Raw genomic sequence first — 18,614 nt, forward strand, 5'->3', positions numbered from 1 at the left:
ATCCGCACAGAACGATTCATGCAAGCAGGCCATAGGCACCCACTAACATCTATCAAGATATTGTTTTAAAAGGATATTTTATGAAAATCACCAAAATGGTGAGGACCGCGCACCAGTTTGACCCATACGTCAGCTTTTGCTTTGAAAGGTGAAAAATCAGACAAAACAGGCAGTTGCTCGCCGGCGGCGGAAACCGGCAGCGGGCAAAAAATATTTTCACGCACCAGTTTGAAACCTGCCGCCGAGGACAGCATTGCCAGAACCACCGCCGATGGTGTTGCATGGCGAAGCGGCCACCCGGCGCAAGTGCCCGTATTGCCTGGGCATGGCGAGTATTTCCGACCGTTCGGACAGTTTCGGCACGCTTATTGACTGTGGCCTCAGCCGTCAGCGTGAAGGCTCTGCCGCACGCATAAGAACAGCGATACGACGACACTGGAGAGGCCCCATGCACAGCAGAACCGAGGTCACGGCCCAAGACGGGCTCTACGAAATGAACGCCGGCGCGGAGGTGCTCGACAGCCCGCGCTACAACGAAGACATCGCGCCGACCAAGGTGGCCGAGCGCACCTGGCGCAGCGTGCACATCACCGCGCTGTGGGTCGGCATGGCCATCTGCGTGCCCACCTACACCCTGGGCGGTGTGCTCACCGCCTACTTCGGCCTGTCGGTCGGCGAGGCGCTGCTGACCATCCTGCTGGCCAACATCGTGGTGCTGATCCCGCTCACCCTCAACGCCTTCCCCGGCACCAAGTACGGCATCCCCTTCCCGGTGGTGCTGCGCTCCTCGTTCGGCATCCTCGGCTCCAACGTGCCGTGCCTGGTGCGCGCCCTGGTGGCCTGCGGCTGGTTCGGCATCCAGACCATGTTCGGCGGCCTGGCCATCCACCTGTTCCTCGGCTCGATCTTCCCCGACTGGAAGGCCCTCGGCGGCATCGGCGAGGTGATCGGCTTCTTCGTGTTCTGGGCACTCAACCTGTGGGTGGTGCTGCGCGGCGCCGAGTCGATCAAATGGCTGGAAACCCTCTCCGCCCCGCTGCTGCTGGCCGTCGGTGTCGGCCTGCTGGCCTGGGCCATGCCGCAGGTGTCGTTGAGCGAACTGCTGGCGCAGCCGCCCAAGCGTCCGGAAGGTGACGGCGTGGCCAGCTACTTCTTCGCCGGCCTCACCGCCATGGTCGGCTTCTGGGCCACCCTGTCGCTGAACATCCCGGACTTCAGCCGCTATGCGCGCAGCCAGAAGGACCAGATCATCGGCCAGGTGGTCGGCCTGCCGCTGACCATGTTCCTGTTCGCCGCGCTCGGCGTGGTGCTCACCGCCGCCTCGGCCTCGCTGGTCGGCGAAACCGTGGCCGACCCGGTCAGCCTGATCGGCCATATCGACAGCCCGGTCTGGGTCGCCCTGGCCATGGCGCTGATCATCATCGCCACGCTGTCGACCAACACCGCGGCCAACATCGTGTCGCCGACCAATGACTTCCAGAACATCGCGCCGAAGCTGATCAACCGTACCAAGGCGGTGCTGATCACCGGCCTGGTCGGCCTGCTGCTGATGGGCCACGAGCTGCTGAAGAAGGCCGGCGTGATCGCCTCCGACGTCAGCCTGGAAAGCCTCTACTCCAACTGGCTGCTGGGCTACTCCAGCCTGCTCGGGCCGATTGCCGGGATCATGGTGGTCGACTACTTCCTGGTGCGCCGCCAGCAGCTCGATCTGCCGTCGCTGTACCTCGACGGCGGCGCCTACCCGGCGGTCAATTGGGCCGGCTTCATCGCCCTCGGCGTGCCGGTGGCGCTGACCGTGCTGGCCATGACCACCGGCCTGCTCGGCTGGTTCTACAGCTACGGCTGGTTCACCGGCTCGCTGCTCGGTGGCGCTCTGTACTACCTCTGCGCCGGCCTCAAGCTCGGCAGCCTGAGCGGCGCGCGCAAGGCCGCCGCCTGATCCCCCCTGCCGGCGCCGCACGGCGCCGGCTTCTCGGAGAGCGACCATGAACACACTCGACAGCGTGCTGGGCAGCCCTGCCCGGCATATCGACAGCGCACGCCTGTGGCAATCGCTGATGGACCTGGCCCGGCTCGGCGCCACCACCAAGGGCGGCGTCTGCCGCCTGGCCCTGAGCGACCTCGACCGCCAGGCCCGCGACCTGTTCGTTGGCTGGTGCGAAGACGCCGGCTGCACGGTCAGCGTCGACGCCATCGGCAACATCTTCGCCCGCCGCGCCGGGCGCAATCTGGCGCTGGCGCCGGTGATGACCGGCAGCCACATCGACACCCAGCCCACCGGCGGCAAGTTCGACGGCTGCTTCGGCGTGATGGCCGGCCTGGAAGTGCTGCGCACCCTCAATGACCTCGGCGTGCAGACCGAGGCGCCGCTGGAAGTGGTGGTGTGGACCAACGAGGAAGGCTCACGCTTCGCCCCGTGCATGATGGGCTCCGGCGTGTTCGCCGAGAAATTCACCCTGGACGATACCCTGGCCATCCGCGATGCCGATGGCGTCAGCGTCGGCGAGGCGCTGCAGGCCATCGGCTACGCCGGCAACCGCGCACCCAGCGGCCACGCGGTGGGCGCCTACTACGAGGCGCATATCGAGCAGGGCCCGATCCTCGAAGACCAGGCCAAGACCATCGGCGTGGTGCTCGGCGCGCTGGGGCAGAAGTGGTTCGACCTGCACCTGAGCGGCGTCGAGGCCCATGCCGGCCCCACGCCGATGCACCTGCGCAAGGACGCCCTGGTCGGCGCCGCGGAGATCGTCAGCGCGCTCAACCGCATCGCCCACAGCCACCAGCCGCACGCCTGCGGCACGGTCGGCTGCCTCAACCTGCGCCCCGGCTCGCGCAACGTGATCCCCGGCGAGGTGTGGATGACCCTGGACATGCGCCACCTCGACCCGGCCCAGCTGGACGACATGGTCGGCGAGATCCGCCAGGTCATCGAGGCCAGCTGCGCGCGCCACGGCCTGAGCTACGAGCTGACGCCCACCGCCGACTTCCCGCCGCTGTACTTCAACGCCGCGTGCGTCGAGGCCGTGCGCCAGTCCGCCGCCGAGATGGGGCTGTCGCACATGGACATCGTCAGCGGCGCCGGCCACGACGCCATCTTCCTCGCCGAACTGGCCCCGGCCGGGATGATCTTCGTGCCCTGCGAGGGCGGCATCAGCCACAACGAGATCGAGAACGCCGACCCCGAGCACCTCGCCGCCGGCTGCGAAGTACTGCTGCGCGCGATGCTGCGCAGCGCCGGCTGAACGCGGCTCAAGCGCGCGGGTTGAAGGCCAGCACGTCCGCCTCGATCACCGACTGCTCCAGGATCAGCGGCTCCACCAGGGGCCGGCTGGCCTGGAAGTGTGCGGTCTGCATATGGGCATCCAGCGCGGCCTCGTCGCTGTACACCTCGTACAACCAGACCAGGTCCGCCTCGTGGCGGTCGCGCAGCACATCGAAGGCCAGGCAGCCCGGTTCGTCGCGCACCGAGGCGGCGGCGTTGACGCGCATGGCGTCCATGAAGACGTCGAGACTCCCCGGACGCAGACGGGTCTTGAGCAGGATGCTGTACATGACCTCTCCTTTTGTACGAATATTGACTTAATTTTGTATACAAAGTGGAGAGCCATGATGCCCAACCGCCCCGGAAGACTCAACGGTCTGCGCCATGTGGCGATCCTGGTACCCAACCTGGAGGCGTGCGAGCGCTTCTACGTCGACGTGCTGGGCATGCAGGTACTCAACCGCGCCAACGAAGACCTGGTGTACCTGACCTGTGGCAACGACAACCTGTCTCTGGGCCGCGCCTATGCGCCGAGCAGCGGCGTGCAGGTGGTCGACCACTATGGTTTCGTGGTCGACAGCCTCGACGAGCTGCACGCCTGGTATGCCTATTTCAAGGAATGCGGGGTGACCCTGCTCGACCGCCCGTTCGCCCATGGCGACGGCGCCCACAGCTTCCACCTGCTGGACCCGGCCGGGAACAAGATCCAGCCGATCTACCACCCGGCGATTTCCGGGCAGCGCTTCAGCGCATGACGCCACCTTGCGTGGCGCCCTGCTCGGTAACGGCGATCACTGCCGCAGGCGATAGCCGGTCTTGAAGATCCAGCTCACCACCAGCACGCAGGCCAGCAGGAAACCGAAGATCATGCCCAGGCTCAGGCCCAGGCTGACGTCGGCGACGCCGAAGAAGGCCCAGCGGAACGCGCTGATCAGATAGACCACAGGGTTGAACAGGGTCAGCTTCTGCCACAGCTCCGGCAGCATGCTGATCGAGTAGAAGCTGCCGCCGAGGAAGGCCAATGGCGTGACAATCAGCGCCGGCACCACCTGCAGCTTCTCCCAGCCATCGGCCCATACACCGATGATGAAGCCGAACAGGCAGAAGGTGATGGCCGTCAGCACCAGCAGCGCCAGCGCCCAGATCGGATGCGCCACCTCGAAATCGACGAACAGCCGCGAGGTGAGAAAGATGATCAGGCCGAGGATCACCGACTTGGTCGCCGCCGCGCCGACATAGCCGAGCAGGATCTCGAAGAACGACACCGGCGCCGACAGCAACTCGTAGATGGTCCCCGAGTACTTGGGCATGTAGATGCCGAACGAGGCGTTGCCGATGCTCTCGGTGAGCAGCGCCAGCATGATCAGGCCCGGCACAATGAAGGCGCCGTAGCTGACACCGTGCACCTCGGTCATGCTCGAACCGATGGCCGAGCCGAACACCACGAAGTACAGCGAGGTGGAAATCACCGGGGTGGCGATGCTCTGCAGCAGGGTGCGCCAGGTGCGGTGCAGTTCGAACAGGTAGATGGATTTGATGGCTTGCAGGTTCATGCGCGTTCCTTCTCATGCACCAGGCTGACGAAGATGTCTTCCAGCGAGCTTTCGCTGGACTGCAGATCCTTGAAGTCGATGCCGTGCTGGGCCAGGTCCTTGAGCAGTTCGGCGATGCCGGTGTGCTCGCGCTGAGCGTCGAAAGTGAACACCAGGGCGTGGCCCTCGTCACTCAGCTCCAGGCCATAGCTGGCCAGCTCGGCCGGTACGCAGGCCAGCGGCTGCTTGAGCTGCAGCAGCAGCTGCTTCTTGCCCAGGCGGTGCATCAGGGTCTGCTTGTCTTCCACCAGCAGGATCTCGCCCTTGCGGATCACGCCGATGCGGTCGGCCATCTCCTCGGCTTCTTCGATGTAGTGGGTGGTGAGGATGATGGTCACGCCGCGCTCGCGCAGCTGGCGCACCATGTGCCACATGTCGCGGCGCAGCTCGACGTCGACGCCCGCAGTGGGTTCGTCGAGGAACAGGATCTGCGGCTCATGGGACAGCGCCTTGGCGATCATCACCCGACGCTTCATTCCGCCGGACAACTCGAAGATCTTGGCGTCGCGCTTGTCCCACAGCGACAGCTCCTTGAGCAGCTGCTGCAGGTAGGCGTCGTCCGGCTTCTTGCCGAACAGACCGCGGCTGAATCTGACCGTGGCCCACACGGTTTCGAACACGTCGTTGACCAGCTCCTGCGGCACCAGGCCGATGGCCGAGCGCGCCGCGCGGTAGTCGGCCTTGATGTCATGGCCAGCCACGCGCACCCGGCCATCGCCCGGATTGACGATGCCGCAGATGATGCTGATCAGGGTGGTCTTGCCGGCGCCGTTGGGCCCGAGCAGGGCGAAGATCTCGCCCTTGCGGATATCTAGGTTGATGTTCTTCAGGGCCGGATGGCCGGATTTGTACGTCTTGTTCAGGTTCTCGACCGCGATGACCGATTCCACGGCAGCTCCTTGGTCTGGCGAAAAGTCCCGATTGTAGAGCAGGAAGCGCCGGCTTCGCTCGCAGAGCCTGACGCCTTGGTCAGACACGTGCTGTTTTTTGTAGGAGGGGCCTTGGCCGCGATCTTGGCAACTCAAAATCGTCGAGGCCAAGGCCCCTCCTACAGCTTGTGCTCGGCAATGTGTGTGGAAGCGGTTAGGCGGCACTCCGCTCCCACAGAGCCCACTCCGTCAGGGCTGCAAAGCAAACAGCGCCTGACCAGTCTCCGGGTCGAATGGCGCGGAGAAATGGTCGTGAACGATGCGCCACTGCCCACCGAGGCGCCGGTATCCCTGGGTCACGCGCATCCAGCCGTCGTGGCTATTGCCCTCCGCATCGGTGCCACCGCAGTGGCAAAGGAAGTGGCCGAAACCGACGTCGCCCTCGCCCCACTGCTGCAACTGGTGCACCTCGAAGGTCATGGGGCCGCCACACATTTCCAGGCAGCTCTTCCAGTGCGCCTTGTAGACTTCGCGGCCCTTGAACTGCAGTTGCAGGATGGCATCGAAGGCGACCAGGTCGGCGGCATAGTGGTCAAGGATGGCATCGACATCGCGGTCACGGTTGGCCGCCTCCCAGCTGTCGACCAGGGCTTTCAGTTCGCTGTGGGAACTCATGTTCGCTCCTTGTGCTCAAGCACAACCCTCGTGGCGAGCGTGGCTGCGTCGCCGTGTTCGTCGTACAGAAGCGCCCGGCCTAGTCCCAGCCGAAGGGTTGTGAGGTCGAGGCCATGAAAGCCATTGATCAGGACGTGCAGCAGGCGCATCGGCGGATGCCAGTACCCGCCGCGACACCTTACGCAGGCTCGACAGAGCGTATCCAGAGATCGGCAAGGGAGCGACTGAAGCGACGGACGGTTCGGGGCAAGCAGGTTTCACCACAGAAATGAACAGGGGCTCAACGTGCCAGACGAATGAGCCCCTGGATAGCAGGCCGGATTGCCCGACCTGTTAGTAGAGTGACATGCGACTCAGTGGCCCGCACCGGCCTTGAGCTTGGCCTCAATGGAACTCAGGTTGAACGAACCTGGCGTCTGGCTAGGCGGGTAATCCTTCATGGTTTGCAGGAACCTCGCAGCCATGGCCTGAATCGGCACGATCACGAAAGCCCGCTCAAGCACCCAGTCGTTATAGGTGTTGGCACTGTGCTGCGCCTTCTCGAATGGGTCGCGACGCAGGTTGAAGATCAGTGGCACGCGCAGTTCGACGAAAGGCTCGCGCCACACCTCGAAGGCCTGGCCGCGGTTCTCCAGGAACACAACCTTCCAGTCGTCATAGCGCGCCGCCACGATCTGGCCGTCGTCGTTGACGTACCAGAACTCCTTGCGTGGCGCTTCGCCCTTGCCCATCAGGTAATCAGTCTGATCATAGCCGTCGATGTAGTTGCGGTACTTGCGTCCGTTCAGCTCGACACCCTTGAGCAGCTTGTCCTTGATGTCCGGCGCACCGGCTATGCTGGCAAAGGTCGGCAGCCAGTCTTCGTGGCTGACGATGCCATTGAGCGTCTTGCCTGCCGGGAACTTGCCAGGCCAGCGCACGAAAGTCGGCACACGGTAGGCACCCTCCCAGTTGGAGTTTTTCTCGCTACGGAACGGCGTATTGGCAGCATCCGGCCACGTATTGAAGTGTGGGCCGTTATCGGTCGAATACATGACGATGGTGTTTTCGGCGATGCCCAGATCGTCCAGGGTCTTGAGCAGTTCGCCCACCATCCGGTCATGCTCGACCATGCCATCGTGGTACTCGTCGCCGCTCGGGCCGGAGATGCCCTTGTTGGCTTCCTTCACGTGGGTGCGAAAGTGCATGCGGGTGGCGTTCCACCAGACGAAGAACGGCTTGTCAGCCTCCTTCTGCTTCTTGATGAAGTTGATGGCACCGGCCAGGGTTTCCTCGTCGATGGTCTCCATGCGCTTCTTGGTCAGCGGGCCGGTGTCCTCGATCTTGCCGTCGGCAGTGGCATGCAACACGCCGCGCGGGCCGAACTGCTCGCGGAAGGTCTTGCCGTTGGCCAGCTTCATGTCGCCCGGATAGTCACGGTTCTCCGGCTCTTCCTCGGCATTGAGGTGGTAGAGGTTACCGAGAAACTCGTCGAAACCATGCTGCGTCGGCAGGTGCTCGTCGCGGTCGCCCTGGTGATTCTTGCCGAACTGGCCGGTGGCATAGCCCTGGCTCTTGAGCACGGTGGCCATGGTTACGTCGGTTTTCTGCCAGCCCTGTTCGGCACCTGGCAGGCCGACCTTGGTCATGCCAGTCCGCACCGGCACGTTGCCGCCGATGAAGGCTGCGCGGCCGGCAGTGCAGCTCTGCTGACCGTAGTAATCGGTGAAGGACAGGCCTTCGTTGGCAATGCGATCGATGTTGGGCGTCTCGTAGCCCATCATGCCGCGGTTGTTGTGGCTGATGTTCCAGGTGCCGATGTCGTCGCCCCAGATCACCAGAATGTTGGGTTTCTCCGCCGCTACTGCGGTTGTTGCCACAAGCGCGGCAGCAACCAACGTGAGTTGTTTAAACAGTCGCATCACGCTATCTCCCTATGGTGTGTCTCTCGCAATGCCAAGAGACCTTTTGAGACTAGCCATGATTCGGAAGCTGTCTAATGTGGCAGTTTGATGCCAGCAAGCCCCTCAGAAACTGACAGCCAGGCCCAGCGAGGTACCGTGCACGTTGTTGCCCCACATGTAGCGCATCACTAAACGGGTGCGGGTGATGATCACGTCGTAGGCGCTGGAGTCCAGCTCGACACCGGCACCGACGGTGAACAGGCGGTCGAAGCCGAGCGCCCCGCGCTGGTCGCCCAGGTATTCGGAATAGGAGTGCTCCAGCACATAGCGCAGCGGCCGTTGCAGGGTGATGATGCCGGTAGGTGCGCGCCAGCGCGCCCACAGATTGGTGGCCTCGGCACTGGCCGAGCCGTCGATGCCGTTGTCGCCGCCGATGTTGTGCAGCTCGATGTTGCTGTAGCGCAGCTCCAGGTCCACTTCGTAATCGGGCCGCACTCGCTCCCAGTCGAGCATCAGCGAACCGCCCAGCCCCCCCACCTTCATGTGGCCGTCATCGAGAAACTCGATGTCGCGGTCGAAGCGCTGGTTGACGAAGACCCGGGCCAGGTTGATATCGCTGCTCATGTAGCCCAGTGAGAAGTTGGCGATGGGCCGCAGCACCCACTCGTCGTTCAGGGCGAAGTCCCAGCCGATGCCGCCGGTGGCCGACACCGTGGTCCACTTCAGCGGCACCCGTCGGCTGTCCTGGCCGTTGGTGAGGATGAAGCGCGGGTCATAGCGGCTATAGGCGGCCGAGCCTTCCAGGTAGAGCGGGAAGTCCTCGCCCATGGTCGCACCGCCGCCGAACTGGACCATGGTCAGGTCCGGGTTATCGCTTTGCGCATCATTGAAGCTGAGCGAACTGGAAGCCAGGTCCGGCACCACCGAAAAAGACATCAGCGCCAGCACGCCGTTGACCTTTTCCTCCATATCCACTTCCGTCAAACGCAAGGGTTCAGCCTGTACCCCTAGAGCCAAAAATCCCAAACAACCCCCAACCCCCATTAACCATGCACGCATGACGCCCCCTTGTGCTGATCTACGCCCGACATCCGGTTCCGCCGGGGTTACTCGCAGAATAGCCGGCAGTGGCGCAGTTGCCCGGTATAAAACGGGCGGCAGTGAACAATCAGCGACGCTTGCTGTTGGAACGCAGCTTGTAGCGCTCGCCGGGGTGGATCAGCCGCGCGTAGCTGACCAGATGCTCGTCCGACCAGGTGCGGCGGATCATCGACAGGCACGGCATGCTCGGCTGCATGTCCAGCCAGGCGGCAGTCTGCGCATCGACAAGTACGGCCTCGACCACATGTTCCACGTCACTGATCGGGCAGCTGGCCACCAGCACTTCGTTGGGCGTCTGCTGGCTGAAGTCGGCATCCAGGTAGTGGGGTACCCAGCGCGGATTGACGAAGCGATCCTCCAGCTGGATCGGCACGCCGTTCTCGCGGTGCACCAGGATGCTGTGGAACACCTGGGCGCCCAGGCGCAGGCCGAGGCGCAGGGCCACCTCGTCGTCGGCCGCCACGGCCTCGCAACGAATCACGTCGTTGCTGTAGTCGTGGCCACGGGCGCGCACTTCGCTGGCGATATTGAGCACGTCGTGCAGCGAGGATTCGGCCTTGCGGTCGGTGACGAAAGTACCGAGCCCAGCCTGACGCAGCAGGTAGCCCTGCTGCACCAGATGCTGGATGGCTTTATTCGCGGTCATGCGGCTGACGCCGAAATCGCGCGCCAGCTGTTCTTCGGGGGGAATCTGGTGATTGACCGGGTAGGTGCCGTCGTGGATGCGCTCGAGCAAGAAATCCTCGATCGCCTTGTAGCGCGGGGTGTTGCTGGTCACGACAACTCCTTGGGATGACCCGGTTGCAGCGGATGATAGCCGAGCACGGCGCCGCTCTCCCAGCCTTGGGAGGCGGCGCCAGCACCCTTAGCCCAGCGACGGCAGCATGCCGGCCGGCAGCAGGTGGCTGAGCACGCGCTCGCCGAGCAGATCATTCGCAGCGGCGATATCCGGGGCGAAGAAGCGGTCTTCCACGTAGTAAGGCACCTTGGCACGCAGCACTTGGCGGGCCTGTTCCAAGGCCTCCGTGCTCTTCAGCCCCTCGCGGAAGTCCAGGCCCTGGCAGGCCCCCAGCCACTCCACGGCGAGGATGCCGCGGGTGTTGGCGGCCATTTCCCACAGGCGCTTGCCGGCGCCCGGTGCCATCGACACGTGGTCTTCCTGGTTGGCCGAGGTCGGCAGGCTGTCGACGCTGTGCGGGTGGGCCAGGGCCTTGTTGTCGCTGGCCAGTGCCGCGGCAGTGACCTGGGCGATCATGAAGCCGGAGTTCACCCCACCGTTGGCCACCAGGAACGGCGGCAGCTGCGACATGTGCTTGTCCATCATCAGCGAGATGCGCCGCTCACTGAGCGAGCCGATTTCGGCGATGGCCAGGGCGATGTTGTCGGCGGCCATGGCCACCGGCTCGGCGTGGAAGTTGCCGCCGGAGATCACCTCGCCTTCGGCGGCGAACACCAGCGGGTTGTCCGACACCGCGTTGGCTTCCACCGCCAGCACTTCGGCGGCCTGGCGCAGCTGGGTCAGACAGGCGCCCATGACCTGCGGCTGGCAGCGCAGGGAGTAGGGGTCCTGCACCTTGTCGCAGGCCTCGTGGGAGCGGCCGATCTCGCTGCTGGCGCCGAGCAGGTGACGGAAGGCCGCCGCCGCATCGATCTGCCCGCGCTGGCCACGGGCATTGTGGATGCGCGCATCGAAAGGCGAACGCGAACCGAGCAGGGCCTCGACGCTGAGCGCGCCGCAGACACTGGCGGCGGCGTACAGGTCTTCGCCTTCGAACAGGCCACGCAGGGCGTAGGCGGTGGACACCTGGGTGCCGTTGAGCAGGGCCAGACCTTCTTTGGCGGCCAGGGTCATCGGCTCCAGGCCGGCGACGGCCAGGGCCTCGGTGGCCGGCAGCCACTCTCCTTTATAGCGAGCCTGGCTCTCGCCCAGCAGTACCAGGGACATATGCGCCAGCGGCGCCAGGTCACCGGACGCGCCGACCGAGCCTTTCAGCGGGATATGCGGGTAGACCTCGGCGTTGACCAGAGCGATCAGCGCCTCGATCACCTTGCGGCGGATGCCGGAGAAACCGCGCGCCAGGCTGTTGATCTTCAGCAGCATGATCAGGCGCACCATGGCGTCGCTCAGCGGCTCGCCGATACCGGCGGCGTGCGACAGCACCAGCGAGCGCTGCAGCTTTTCCAGGTCGGCGTTGGCGATGCGGGTCGAAGCCAGCAGGCCGAAACCGGTGTTGATGCCGTAGGCGGTGCGGCCTTCGGCGATGATGCTCTCGACGCAGGCGACGCTGGCGTCGATCGCCTCATGGGCGCTCGCATCCAGGGTCATGCGCACCGGGGCCTGGTAGGCGGCGCGCAGGTCGGCCAGGGTCAGCTGGCCGGGTTTCAGGTTCAGGGTATTCATGTTGTTGTCTTCCACAGAGCTTGGTTAAAGCCTAGCGAGCGAGAGCCAAATGGTTGTGCCAATGGCTGCGGACGCGGAGTGTACAAAGAGTCAGTCAGCTACCTGCGGCCTGCTGCGTCGTCGGGCTGACGCACAGCAGGCTGCAGAAAGGCCTCAACCGATCATCGGCAGCTTCAGGCCCTGCTCTTTGGCGCAATCGATGGCGATCTGGTAGCCGGCGTCGGCGTGGCGCATGACGCCGGTGCCTGGGTCGTTGGTCAGCACGCGGGCGATGCGCGCGGCTGCTTCATCAGTGCCATCGCAGACGATGACCATACCGGAGTGCTGGGAGAAGCCCATGCCCACGCCGCCGCCATGGTGCAGGGAGACCCAGGTGGCGCCGCTGGCGGTATTGAGCAGGGCGTTGAGCAGCGGCCAGTCAGACACGGCGTCGGAGCCGTCCTGCATGGCTTCAGTCTCGCGGTTGGGGCTGGATACCGAGCCGGAATCGAGGTGGTCGCGGCCGATGACGATGGGCGCGGACAGCTCGCCGCTGCGGACCATCTCGTTGAAGGCCAGACCGAGCTTGGCGCGCAGGCCCAGGCCGACCCAGCAGATACGCGCCGGCAGGCCCTGGAAGCTGATGCGCTCGCGGGCCATGTCCAGCCAGCGGTGCAGGTGGGCGTCGTCCGGGATCAGTTCCTTGACCTTGGCGTCGGTCTTGTAGATGTCCTCGGGGTTGCCGGACAGCGCCGCCCAGCGGAACGGGCCGATGCCGCGGCAGAACAGCGGACGGATATAGGCCGGGACGAAACCGGGGAAATCGAAGGCGTTGGCCACGCCCTCTTCCTTGGCCATCTGACGGATGTTGTTGCCGTAGTCGAAGGTCGGCACGCCCATCTTCTGGAAGTCGAGCATGGCCTGCACGTGCACGGCCATCGACTGCTTGGCGGCCTTGACCACGCCGGCCGGGTCGGTGATGGCGCGGTCCTTGTACTCGGCCCAGGTCCAGCCGATTGGCAGGTAGCCATTGAGCGGGTCGTGTGCGCTGGTCTGGTCGGTGACCATATCCGGGCGCACGCCACGGCGTACCAGTTCCGGCAGGATCTCGGCGGCGTTGCCCAGCAAGGCGACGGAGATGGCCTTGCCCTCGGCCGTGTACTGGGCGATGCGCGCCAGGGCGTCGTCGAGATCAGTGGCCTGCTCGTCGACATAGCGGCTGCGCAGGCGGAAATCGATGCTGGTCTGCTGGCACTCGATGTTGAGCGAGCAGGCGCCGGCCAGGGTCGCGGCCAGCGGTTGGGCACCGCCCATACCACCCAAGCCCGCGGTCAATACCCAGCGGCCCTTGAGGTTGCCGTCATAGTGCTGACGACCGGCCTCGACGAAGGTCTCGTAGGTGCCCTGGACGATGCCCTGGCTGCCAATGTAGATCCAGCTGCCGGCGGTCATCTGGCCGTACATGGCCAGGCCCTTAGCATCCAGTTCGTTGAAGTGTTCCCAGTTGGCCCAGTGCGGCACCAGGTTGGAGTTGGCGATCAGCACGCGCGGGGCGTCCTTGTGGGTGCGGAACACGCCGACCGGCTTGCCGGACTGCACCAGCAGGGTCTCGTCGTCGTTCAGCTCTTTCAGGGTCTCGACGATCTTGTCGTAGCACTCCCAGTTGCGCGCGGCGCGGCCGATGCCGCCGTACACCACCAGTTCCTTGGGGTTCTCGGCCACTTCCGGGTCGAGGTTGTTCATCAGCATGCGCAGCGGCGCTTCGGTCAGCCAGCTCTTGGCATTCAGTTCGGTGCCGCGCGGGGCGCGGATTTCAACGTCGCGGTATTTGGTGGTCACAGCGGTTTCCTCTTGTTGTTCGGCGCTCAGAGGCTGAGCAGATGAATCAGGCGCGCCGCCGCTTTGGCGGTGCGGTTGTCGATGTCGTAGGTCGGATTGAGCTCGGCGAAGTCCACCAGGCGCAGCTTGCCGCTATCGCGCAGGCGTTCGAGCAGCGGCTCGAGTAGCGCCAGCGGCACGCCACGCGCGGCCGGGGCGCTGACGCCCGGCGCCTCGCAGGCCGGCAGCACGTCGATGTCGATGGTCAGGTACAGCGCATCGCAATCGGCGAGGAAGGCGTCCAGCTCGTCGGCGATAGCGGCCAGACCGGCCTCGCGCATCTCGCGGTCCTCGCGCACCAGCACGCCCAGTTCGGCGGCGCGGTTGAACAGCGCACGGGTGTTGCTGGGGCGGCTGACGCCCAGGCAGGCGTAGCGGAACGGCCAGCCACGGGCCTGGCACTGCTCGGCGATCTGCGCGAAGGGGGTGCCGGAGGACTGCACATGGGCCGGGTCGCGCAGGTCGAAGTGGGCGTCGAAATTGACGATGCCGATGCGCGGGGCGGAACTACCCGAGAAATGCTCGGCCAACCCTGACCAGCTGCCGAACGCCACTTCGTGGCCGCCACCGAGCACCACCGGCAGGTGGCCGGCATCCAGCAGCGCACAGACGCCACGCGCCAGGCGCGCCTGGGCGGCGGCCAGGTCGCCGTCCTCGCAGGTCACGTCACCGGCGTCATAGGCCGGCGCCTCGCGGTGCCAGGCCAGGTTGGCCAGGGCCTTGCGCAGGGCCAGCGGACCTTGCGCGGCGCCGACGCGGCCGTGGTTGCGGCGCACGCCTTCATCGCAGGCGAAACCGAGCAGGGCCAGGCCCGGCTCGCTGGCTTCGGCCAGCGCCTGGATGCGCTGGTGCCAGCGCGGGCTGTCCGGCTCGGGGTCGGTGCGCCCGGTCCAGATATCGAGGGAGAAGCGATCAGCGAGCATGGGTCACGGCTCCATTGAAGATGCGCTGGCGCAGGCGACCGGCCTGCACCGCGTAGGCCAGTTCGGCCGGGTGACGGATGTCCCACAGGCACAGGTCGGCGGGCGCGCCGACCTCGATACGCCCCAGCTCGGGCCGGCCGAGGGCGCGGGCAGCGTGGGCAGTCATGCCGCTCAAGGCTTCGCGCGGGGTCAGACGGAACAGGGTGCAGGCCAGGTTGGCCATCAGGCTGGGCATGCAGATCGGCGAAGTGCCGGGGTTGGCATCGCTGGCCACAGCCATCGTCACGTTGTACTGGCGCAGCAGCTCGATCGGCGGCAGCTGGGTCTCGCGCAGCACATGGAAAGCGCCGGGCAGCAGCACAGCCACGGTGCCGGCCTCAGCCATGGCGCGCACGCCGGTCTCGTCGAGGTATTCGATATGGTCGGCCGACAGTGCGCCGTAGCGTGCCGCCAGGGCGCTGCCACCGAGATTGGAGAGCTGTTCGGCATGCGCCTTGAGCGCCAGGCCATGGGCCTTGGCCGCCTGGTAGATGCGTTCGCACTGCGCCGGGGAGAAGCCGATGCCCTCGCAGAACACGTCCACCGCATCGGCCAGGCGCTCGGTTGCTGCGGCCGGGATCATCTGCTCGCAGACCAGGGTCACATAGTCGTCGCTGCGGCCGGCAAACTCCGGCGGCAGCGCGTGGGCGCCGAGCAGGGTGGTGGTGACGCGCACCGGGCGCAGCTCGCCGAGGCGACGGGCGACGCGCAGCATCTTCAGCTCATCGGCAACGGTCAGGCCGTAGCCGGACTTGATCTCCACCGTGGTCACGCCATCGGCCAGCAGCGCGTCGAGGCGCGGCAGGCTGGCGGCGATCAGCTCGTCCTCGCTGGCGGCGCGGGTGGCGCGCACGGTGCTGAGGATGCCGCCGCCGGCCTTGGCGATTTCCTCGTAGCTCACCCCCTCCAGGCGCTGCTCGAACTCGCCGGCGCGGTCGCCGGCATACACCAGGTGGGTGTGACAGTCGACCAGGCCGGGGGTCATCACCCCGCAGCGACCGGCCTTCTCGGCTCCGGCGGCCAGTGCCGGGTCGAACGCGGACTCGGACCACAGGCCGGCGATGCGCCCATCCTCGACCAGCACGGCCATGGGCTCGGCCCGCACCTGCAGGCCATCGAAGAGTTGCACGTCGCGCCAGAGCAGGCGCGCGGAGGGAGACTGGGACATTACAAAGCTATCCTTGGCGTCAATGTATATACATTTAAACCGTGACCAATGAGTCGTCAAGCCCCACGTTGCCATCCACTCGCCCTGACACTGCAAAATAACTCGCTAGATCGCAATCATGGCGCCTGGACGGCAAGCTGCCTTTCGTCAGAATATGTATATACATTACACAGGAACAGCCATGACCGCCCACCTCATCGACCTTGAGCAACTACCCACCACCCCCTGGAAGAACGGCGGCGGCAGCACCCGCCAGCTGGCTATCGCCCCGCCCGACGCCGGCCTGGATGATTCCGCCTGGCGCATCAGCTGCGCCCGGGTGGCCAGCACCGGCCCCTTCTCCCTCTTTCCCGGCATCCAGCGCAGCCTGGCCCTGCTGGAGGGCAACCTGCTGCTGCAGCGGGCAAACGGAGAGACCAGGATGCAGGCCTGCGGCGAGGCGCTGGACTTCAGCGGCGAGGAAGTGATTGACGCCACGCCGCTAGACGGCGCGGTACTCGACCTGAACCTGATGAGCCGGCGCGACGACTGGCAGCAGTCCCTGCACCACCTGCACCTGCATGGCGAGCGACTGCTGAACGAGGAAGCCGAGGTCCGCCTGCTGCTGTGCAACGCCGGCGCGCTGCTGGTACGCCTGGATAGTGGCCGCGAATTTGCCCTGCGCCCTCGCCAGGCGCTGCTGCTACGCGACGAACCGAGCGACCTGACCTTGCGCGCGCGGAACGCCTGCCTTTACCTGGGCCTACTGCGCCGACTCAGCTGAAGGCTGGTAGCCCGGATGCAATCCGGGAAGGCAGGCGGCTCCGCGCCCGGATTGCATCCGGGCTACTCCGGCCGGACGGAATACGTCCCTCTCCCCCGGCCCCTCTCCCACGAGCGGGAGAGGGGTGGTATCCGTCCCGAGCCGAATTGCCAGCCGAAACGAAAAGACCCCGCCAAGGCGGGGTCTTTTCTGTCAGCACACGAGACTTACTGCGGCTGAGCGGCCAGCAGATCGTTGTCGTTGCGCTTGAACTGCGGAGCCAGGGAACCGATGACCATGCCGGCCAGGCTGAACAGCAGACCGGCCAGCTGCGGCGGCCAGAAGGCGTCTTCGGTCCAGGTGAACTCCAGGTAGATCCAGGACACCAGCCCGAAGGCGATGGACACCAGAGCCCCCTGGGTAGTCGCGCGCTTCCAGAACAGACCGGCGAACAGCGGCACCACGGCGGCGACCAGCGTCACGCAGTAGGCGCTGCCAACCATCTCGTAGATGCTGGCATTGGAGTTCAAGGCAAAGGTCAGGGTGCCGACGGCGCAAACCAGGATGGTCACACGCATCAGCAGCAGGAACTGCTTGTCATTGAGCTCCGGCAGGAAGCGCTTGAGCACGTTCTCGGCCAGGGTCACCGACGGCGCCAGCAGAGTACCGGAAGCGGTCGACATGATCGCCGAGAGCAGTGCACCGAAGAAGAAGATCTGCGCGATCAGCGGAGTCTTCTCCAGGATCATCAGCGGCAGGATCATCTGCGAATCCTCGGCCAGCCACTTCTGCACCAGCGCCGGGTCGATCATCGAGGCGGCATACACCAGGAAGATCGGCAACATGCAGAAGCCCAGGTAGAACACGGCGCCGGCCATCGAGGCACGCGCGGCGACGTTCTCGTTCTTCGCCGACATCACGCGCTGGTACACGTCCTGCTGCGGGATGGAGCCGAGCATCATGGTCACCGCCGCACCGATGAAGGCGACGATGTCCTTCGGCTCGAAGCTGTGCATGAAGGTGAACTTGCCTTCGCTGGCCGCCTGGCTGATCACCAGATCGGCGCCGCCGGCCATGTCACTGAACAGCCAGACCAGGTAAATCAGGCCAACCACAATGATGATCATCTGGAAGAAGTCGGTCAGGGCGATCGACCACATGCCGCCAAACAGGGTGTACAGCAGCACGATGAAGGTGCCGAGGAACATGCCCTGGGTGGTGCTGATGGCACCGTCGGAGATCACGTTGAACACCACGCCGAGGGCGATCAGCTGAGCGGCAATCCAGCCCAGGTAGGACAACACGATGACCAGACTGACGATCAGCTCGACCTGCGAGCCATAGCGCTTCTTGAAGTAGTCACCGATGGTCAGCAGGTTCAGGCGGTACAGCGGGCGGGCGATGATCGCGCCCACCAGGAACAGGCACCAGAAGGAGCCGAAGGGGTCTTCGACGATACCGGCGAAGCCTTCTTCGAGGAAGGTGGCGGGAATACCCAACACCGCCTCGGAGCCGAACCAGGTGGCGAACACCATGGCGGCCACGATGGGGAAGCCCATGCTGCGACCGCCGGCGGCGAAGTCACGGGTGTTCTTCACCCGCGTGGAGGCATAGAAACCGATGGCCACGGTGGCCAGTAGATACAGCGCGACGAACCAGATCAGCATGTTGTCCTGTTCCAGAACTCGATCCACCGCATGCTTCCCCGCAAGGCGTAGAAGGGTGTTGAAAAAACGGTGGCGAGGCAGCCAGCGCAAGGCAAAAACAGGCGAAAAAGCGCAGTTTACGAGCGGTAAATGAGCATTTTGAGCCTGTTTTTAAACGCAGCGATGGCAACGCAGGTAGTTTTTCCAACAGCCTGACAGGGGCTGGACGGTAGATCACAGGGTTATTGTTGTGGCCATCCTGGCCCTGCATAGAGTCGGGGCACCGATGATCCCGGCGACTCGGGCCGCGCAGTCTGGCAAAAACGTCAAATATGTCAAACAAAAATGACGAACAGCCTGAGTATTTTCATCAGCCCTGCAGGCAGCGATTTATAAGGCGATGAAATCTGTGAAGTTTTGTTATCGGCATGCAAAAGGCAGTTTTATATATTTGAC

General features: G+C 64.8%; 17 protein-coding genes. 4 read left to right on the top strand and 13 right to left on the bottom strand.

The window, feature by feature from the left end:
* Positions 1-65: 65 nt before the first annotated feature.
* Positions 66-254 carry a hypothetical protein gene (locus P7A97_RS11270; protein ID WP_277690040.1) on the bottom strand — a complete coding sequence of 63 codons (189 nt, stop codon included), beginning with the start codon at positions 252-254 and terminating at the stop codon, positions 66-68.
* Between the two features lie 194 nt (positions 255-448).
* On the opposite strand from P7A97_RS11270, the gene P7A97_RS11275 reads away from it, so the two are divergent.
* Together P7A97_RS11275 and P7A97_RS11280 are read left to right on the top strand one after the other, a co-directional pair.
* Positions 449-1,939, top strand: a complete 1,491-nt coding sequence (locus tag P7A97_RS11275; RefSeq protein WP_277690041.1) for an NCS1 family nucleobase:cation symporter-1 — start codon at positions 449-451, stop codon at positions 1,937-1,939.
* A gap of 46 nt (positions 1,940-1,985) precedes the next feature.
* Entirely contained in the window at positions 1,986-3,242 is a 1,257-nt protein-coding gene (locus P7A97_RS11280) for a Zn-dependent hydrolase (protein ID WP_277690042.1), read from the top strand.
* 7 nt (positions 3,243-3,249) lie between these two features.
* Here the strand turns inward: P7A97_RS11280 and P7A97_RS11285 are convergent, their stop codons facing one another.
* A complete protein-coding gene (locus P7A97_RS11285; RefSeq protein ID WP_277690043.1) occupies positions 3,250-3,552 on the bottom strand; it encodes a putative quinol monooxygenase in 303 nt (100 codons plus the stop codon).
* Between the two features lie 57 nt (positions 3,553-3,609).
* On the opposite strand from P7A97_RS11285, the gene P7A97_RS11290 reads away from it, so the two are divergent.
* Positions 3,610-4,017: a VOC family protein gene (locus P7A97_RS11290; RefSeq protein WP_277690044.1), complete on the top strand. Its 408-nt coding sequence runs from the start codon at positions 3,610-3,612 to the stop codon at positions 4,015-4,017.
* A 36-nt stretch (positions 4,018-4,053) separates the two neighbouring features.
* Here the strand turns inward: P7A97_RS11290 and P7A97_RS11295 are convergent, their stop codons facing one another.
* The 10 genes from P7A97_RS11295 to hutI form a co-directional block, all read right to left on the bottom strand.
* Entirely contained in the window at positions 4,054-4,815 is a 762-nt protein-coding gene (locus P7A97_RS11295) for an ABC transporter permease (RefSeq protein WP_277690045.1), read from the bottom strand.
* Complete coding sequence (locus P7A97_RS11300) at positions 4,812-5,744, bottom strand: ABC transporter ATP-binding protein (protein WP_277690046.1); 933 nt, start codon at positions 5,742-5,744, stop codon at positions 4,812-4,814. The genes P7A97_RS11295 and P7A97_RS11300 overlap by 4 nt, the downstream gene beginning before the upstream one ends.
* Before the next feature lie 228 nt (positions 5,745-5,972).
* Positions 5,973-6,398, bottom strand: coding sequence for a nuclear transport factor 2 family protein (locus tag P7A97_RS11305; RefSeq protein ID WP_277690047.1), 426 nt, complete (start codon positions 6,396-6,398; stop codon positions 5,973-5,975).
* A 353-nt stretch (positions 6,399-6,751) separates the two neighbouring features.
* Positions 6,752-8,299: an arylsulfatase gene (locus tag P7A97_RS11310; RefSeq protein WP_277690048.1), complete on the bottom strand. Its 1,548-nt coding sequence runs from the start codon at positions 8,297-8,299 to the stop codon at positions 6,752-6,754.
* A gap of 105 nt (positions 8,300-8,404) precedes the next feature.
* Positions 8,405-9,271 (bottom strand): autotransporter domain-containing protein, encoded by an 867-nt coding sequence (locus tag P7A97_RS11315; RefSeq protein WP_277690049.1) that lies wholly within the window; start codon positions 9,269-9,271, stop codon positions 8,405-8,407.
* A gap of 178 nt (positions 9,272-9,449) precedes the next feature.
* The gene (gene hutC, locus P7A97_RS11320; RefSeq protein ID WP_277690050.1) at positions 9,450-10,160 is read right to left on the bottom strand and encodes a histidine utilization repressor; all 711 of its coding nucleotides are present in this window, start codon (positions 10,158-10,160) and stop codon (positions 9,450-9,452) included.
* Positions 10,161-10,247: 87 nt separating this feature from the next.
* Positions 10,248-11,783, bottom strand: coding sequence for a histidine ammonia-lyase (hutH, locus tag P7A97_RS11325; protein ID WP_277690051.1), 1,536 nt, complete (start codon positions 11,781-11,783; stop codon positions 10,248-10,250).
* A 153-nt stretch (positions 11,784-11,936) separates the two neighbouring features.
* Entirely contained in the window at positions 11,937-13,601 is a 1,665-nt protein-coding gene (gene hutU, locus P7A97_RS11330) for a urocanate hydratase (protein WP_277690052.1), read from the bottom strand.
* Between the two features lie 26 nt (positions 13,602-13,627).
* Positions 13,628-14,563 carry a formimidoylglutamase gene (hutG, locus tag P7A97_RS11335; RefSeq protein ID WP_277690053.1) on the bottom strand — a complete coding sequence of 312 codons (936 nt, stop codon included), beginning with the start codon at positions 14,561-14,563 and terminating at the stop codon, positions 13,628-13,630.
* Complete coding sequence (gene hutI / locus P7A97_RS11340; protein ID WP_277690054.1) at positions 14,553-15,770, bottom strand: imidazolonepropionase; 1,218 nt, start codon at positions 15,768-15,770, stop codon at positions 14,553-14,555. The genes hutG and hutI overlap by 11 nt, the downstream gene beginning before the upstream one ends.
* 181 nt (positions 15,771-15,951) lie before the next feature.
* Between hutI and P7A97_RS11345 the strand changes: the two genes are divergently transcribed.
* Complete coding sequence (locus tag P7A97_RS11345; protein WP_277690055.1) at positions 15,952-16,533, top strand: HutD family protein; 582 nt, start codon at positions 15,952-15,954, stop codon at positions 16,531-16,533.
* Positions 16,534-16,739: 206 nt separating this feature from the next.
* Here the strand turns inward: P7A97_RS11345 and P7A97_RS11350 are convergent, their stop codons facing one another.
* Positions 16,740-18,179 carry a sodium:solute symporter family protein gene (locus P7A97_RS11350; RefSeq protein ID WP_277690199.1) on the bottom strand — a complete coding sequence of 480 codons (1,440 nt, stop codon included), beginning with the start codon at positions 18,177-18,179 and terminating at the stop codon, positions 16,740-16,742.
* Positions 18,180-18,614 lie beyond the last annotated feature (435 nt).

Source organism: Pseudomonas sp. GOM6 (genome assembly GCF_029537485.1).
In the GTDB taxonomy this organism is placed as follows: Bacteria; Pseudomonadota; Gammaproteobacteria; order Pseudomonadales; family Pseudomonadaceae; genus Aquipseudomonas.

Excerpts from the sequence above, each read along its gene's own strand:
- P7A97_RS11270 (WP_277690040.1), bottom strand. The coding sequence starts at position 254 with ATGCTGTCCTCGGCGGCAGGTTTCAAACTGGTGCGTGAAAATATTTTT.
- P7A97_RS11275 (WP_277690041.1), top strand. The coding sequence starts at position 449 with ATGCACAGCAGAACCGAGGTCACGGCCCAAGACGGGCTCTACGAAATG.
- P7A97_RS11280 (WP_277690042.1), top strand. The coding sequence starts at position 1,986 with ATGAACACACTCGACAGCGTGCTGGGCAGCCCTGCCCGGCATATCGAC.
- P7A97_RS11285 (WP_277690043.1), bottom strand. The coding sequence starts at position 3,552 with ATGTACAGCATCCTGCTCAAGACCCGTCTGCGTCCGGGGAGTCTCGAC.
- P7A97_RS11290 (WP_277690044.1), top strand. The coding sequence starts at position 3,610 with ATGCCCAACCGCCCCGGAAGACTCAACGGTCTGCGCCATGTGGCGATC.
- P7A97_RS11295 (WP_277690045.1), bottom strand. The coding sequence starts at position 4,815 with ATGAACCTGCAAGCCATCAAATCCATCTACCTGTTCGAACTGCACCGC.
- P7A97_RS11305 (WP_277690047.1), bottom strand. The coding sequence starts at position 6,398 with ATGAGTTCCCACAGCGAACTGAAAGCCCTGGTCGACAGCTGGGAGGCG.
- P7A97_RS11310 (WP_277690048.1), bottom strand. The coding sequence starts at position 8,299 with ATGCGACTGTTTAAACAACTCACGTTGGTTGCTGCCGCGCTTGTGGCA.
- hutH (WP_277690051.1), bottom strand. The coding sequence starts at position 11,783 with ATGAATACCCTGAACCTGAAACCCGGCCAGCTGACCCTGGCCGACCTG.
- hutG (WP_277690053.1), bottom strand. The coding sequence starts at position 14,563 with ATGCTCGCTGATCGCTTCTCCCTCGATATCTGGACCGGGCGCACCGAC.
- hutI (WP_277690054.1), bottom strand. The coding sequence starts at position 15,770 with ATGTCCCAGTCTCCCTCCGCGCGCCTGCTCTGGCGCGACGTGCAACTC.
- P7A97_RS11345 (WP_277690055.1), top strand. The coding sequence starts at position 15,952 with ATGACCGCCCACCTCATCGACCTTGAGCAACTACCCACCACCCCCTGG.
- P7A97_RS11350 (WP_277690199.1), bottom strand. The coding sequence starts at position 18,179 with ATGCTGATCTGGTTCGTCGCGCTGTATCTACTGGCCACCGTGGCCATC.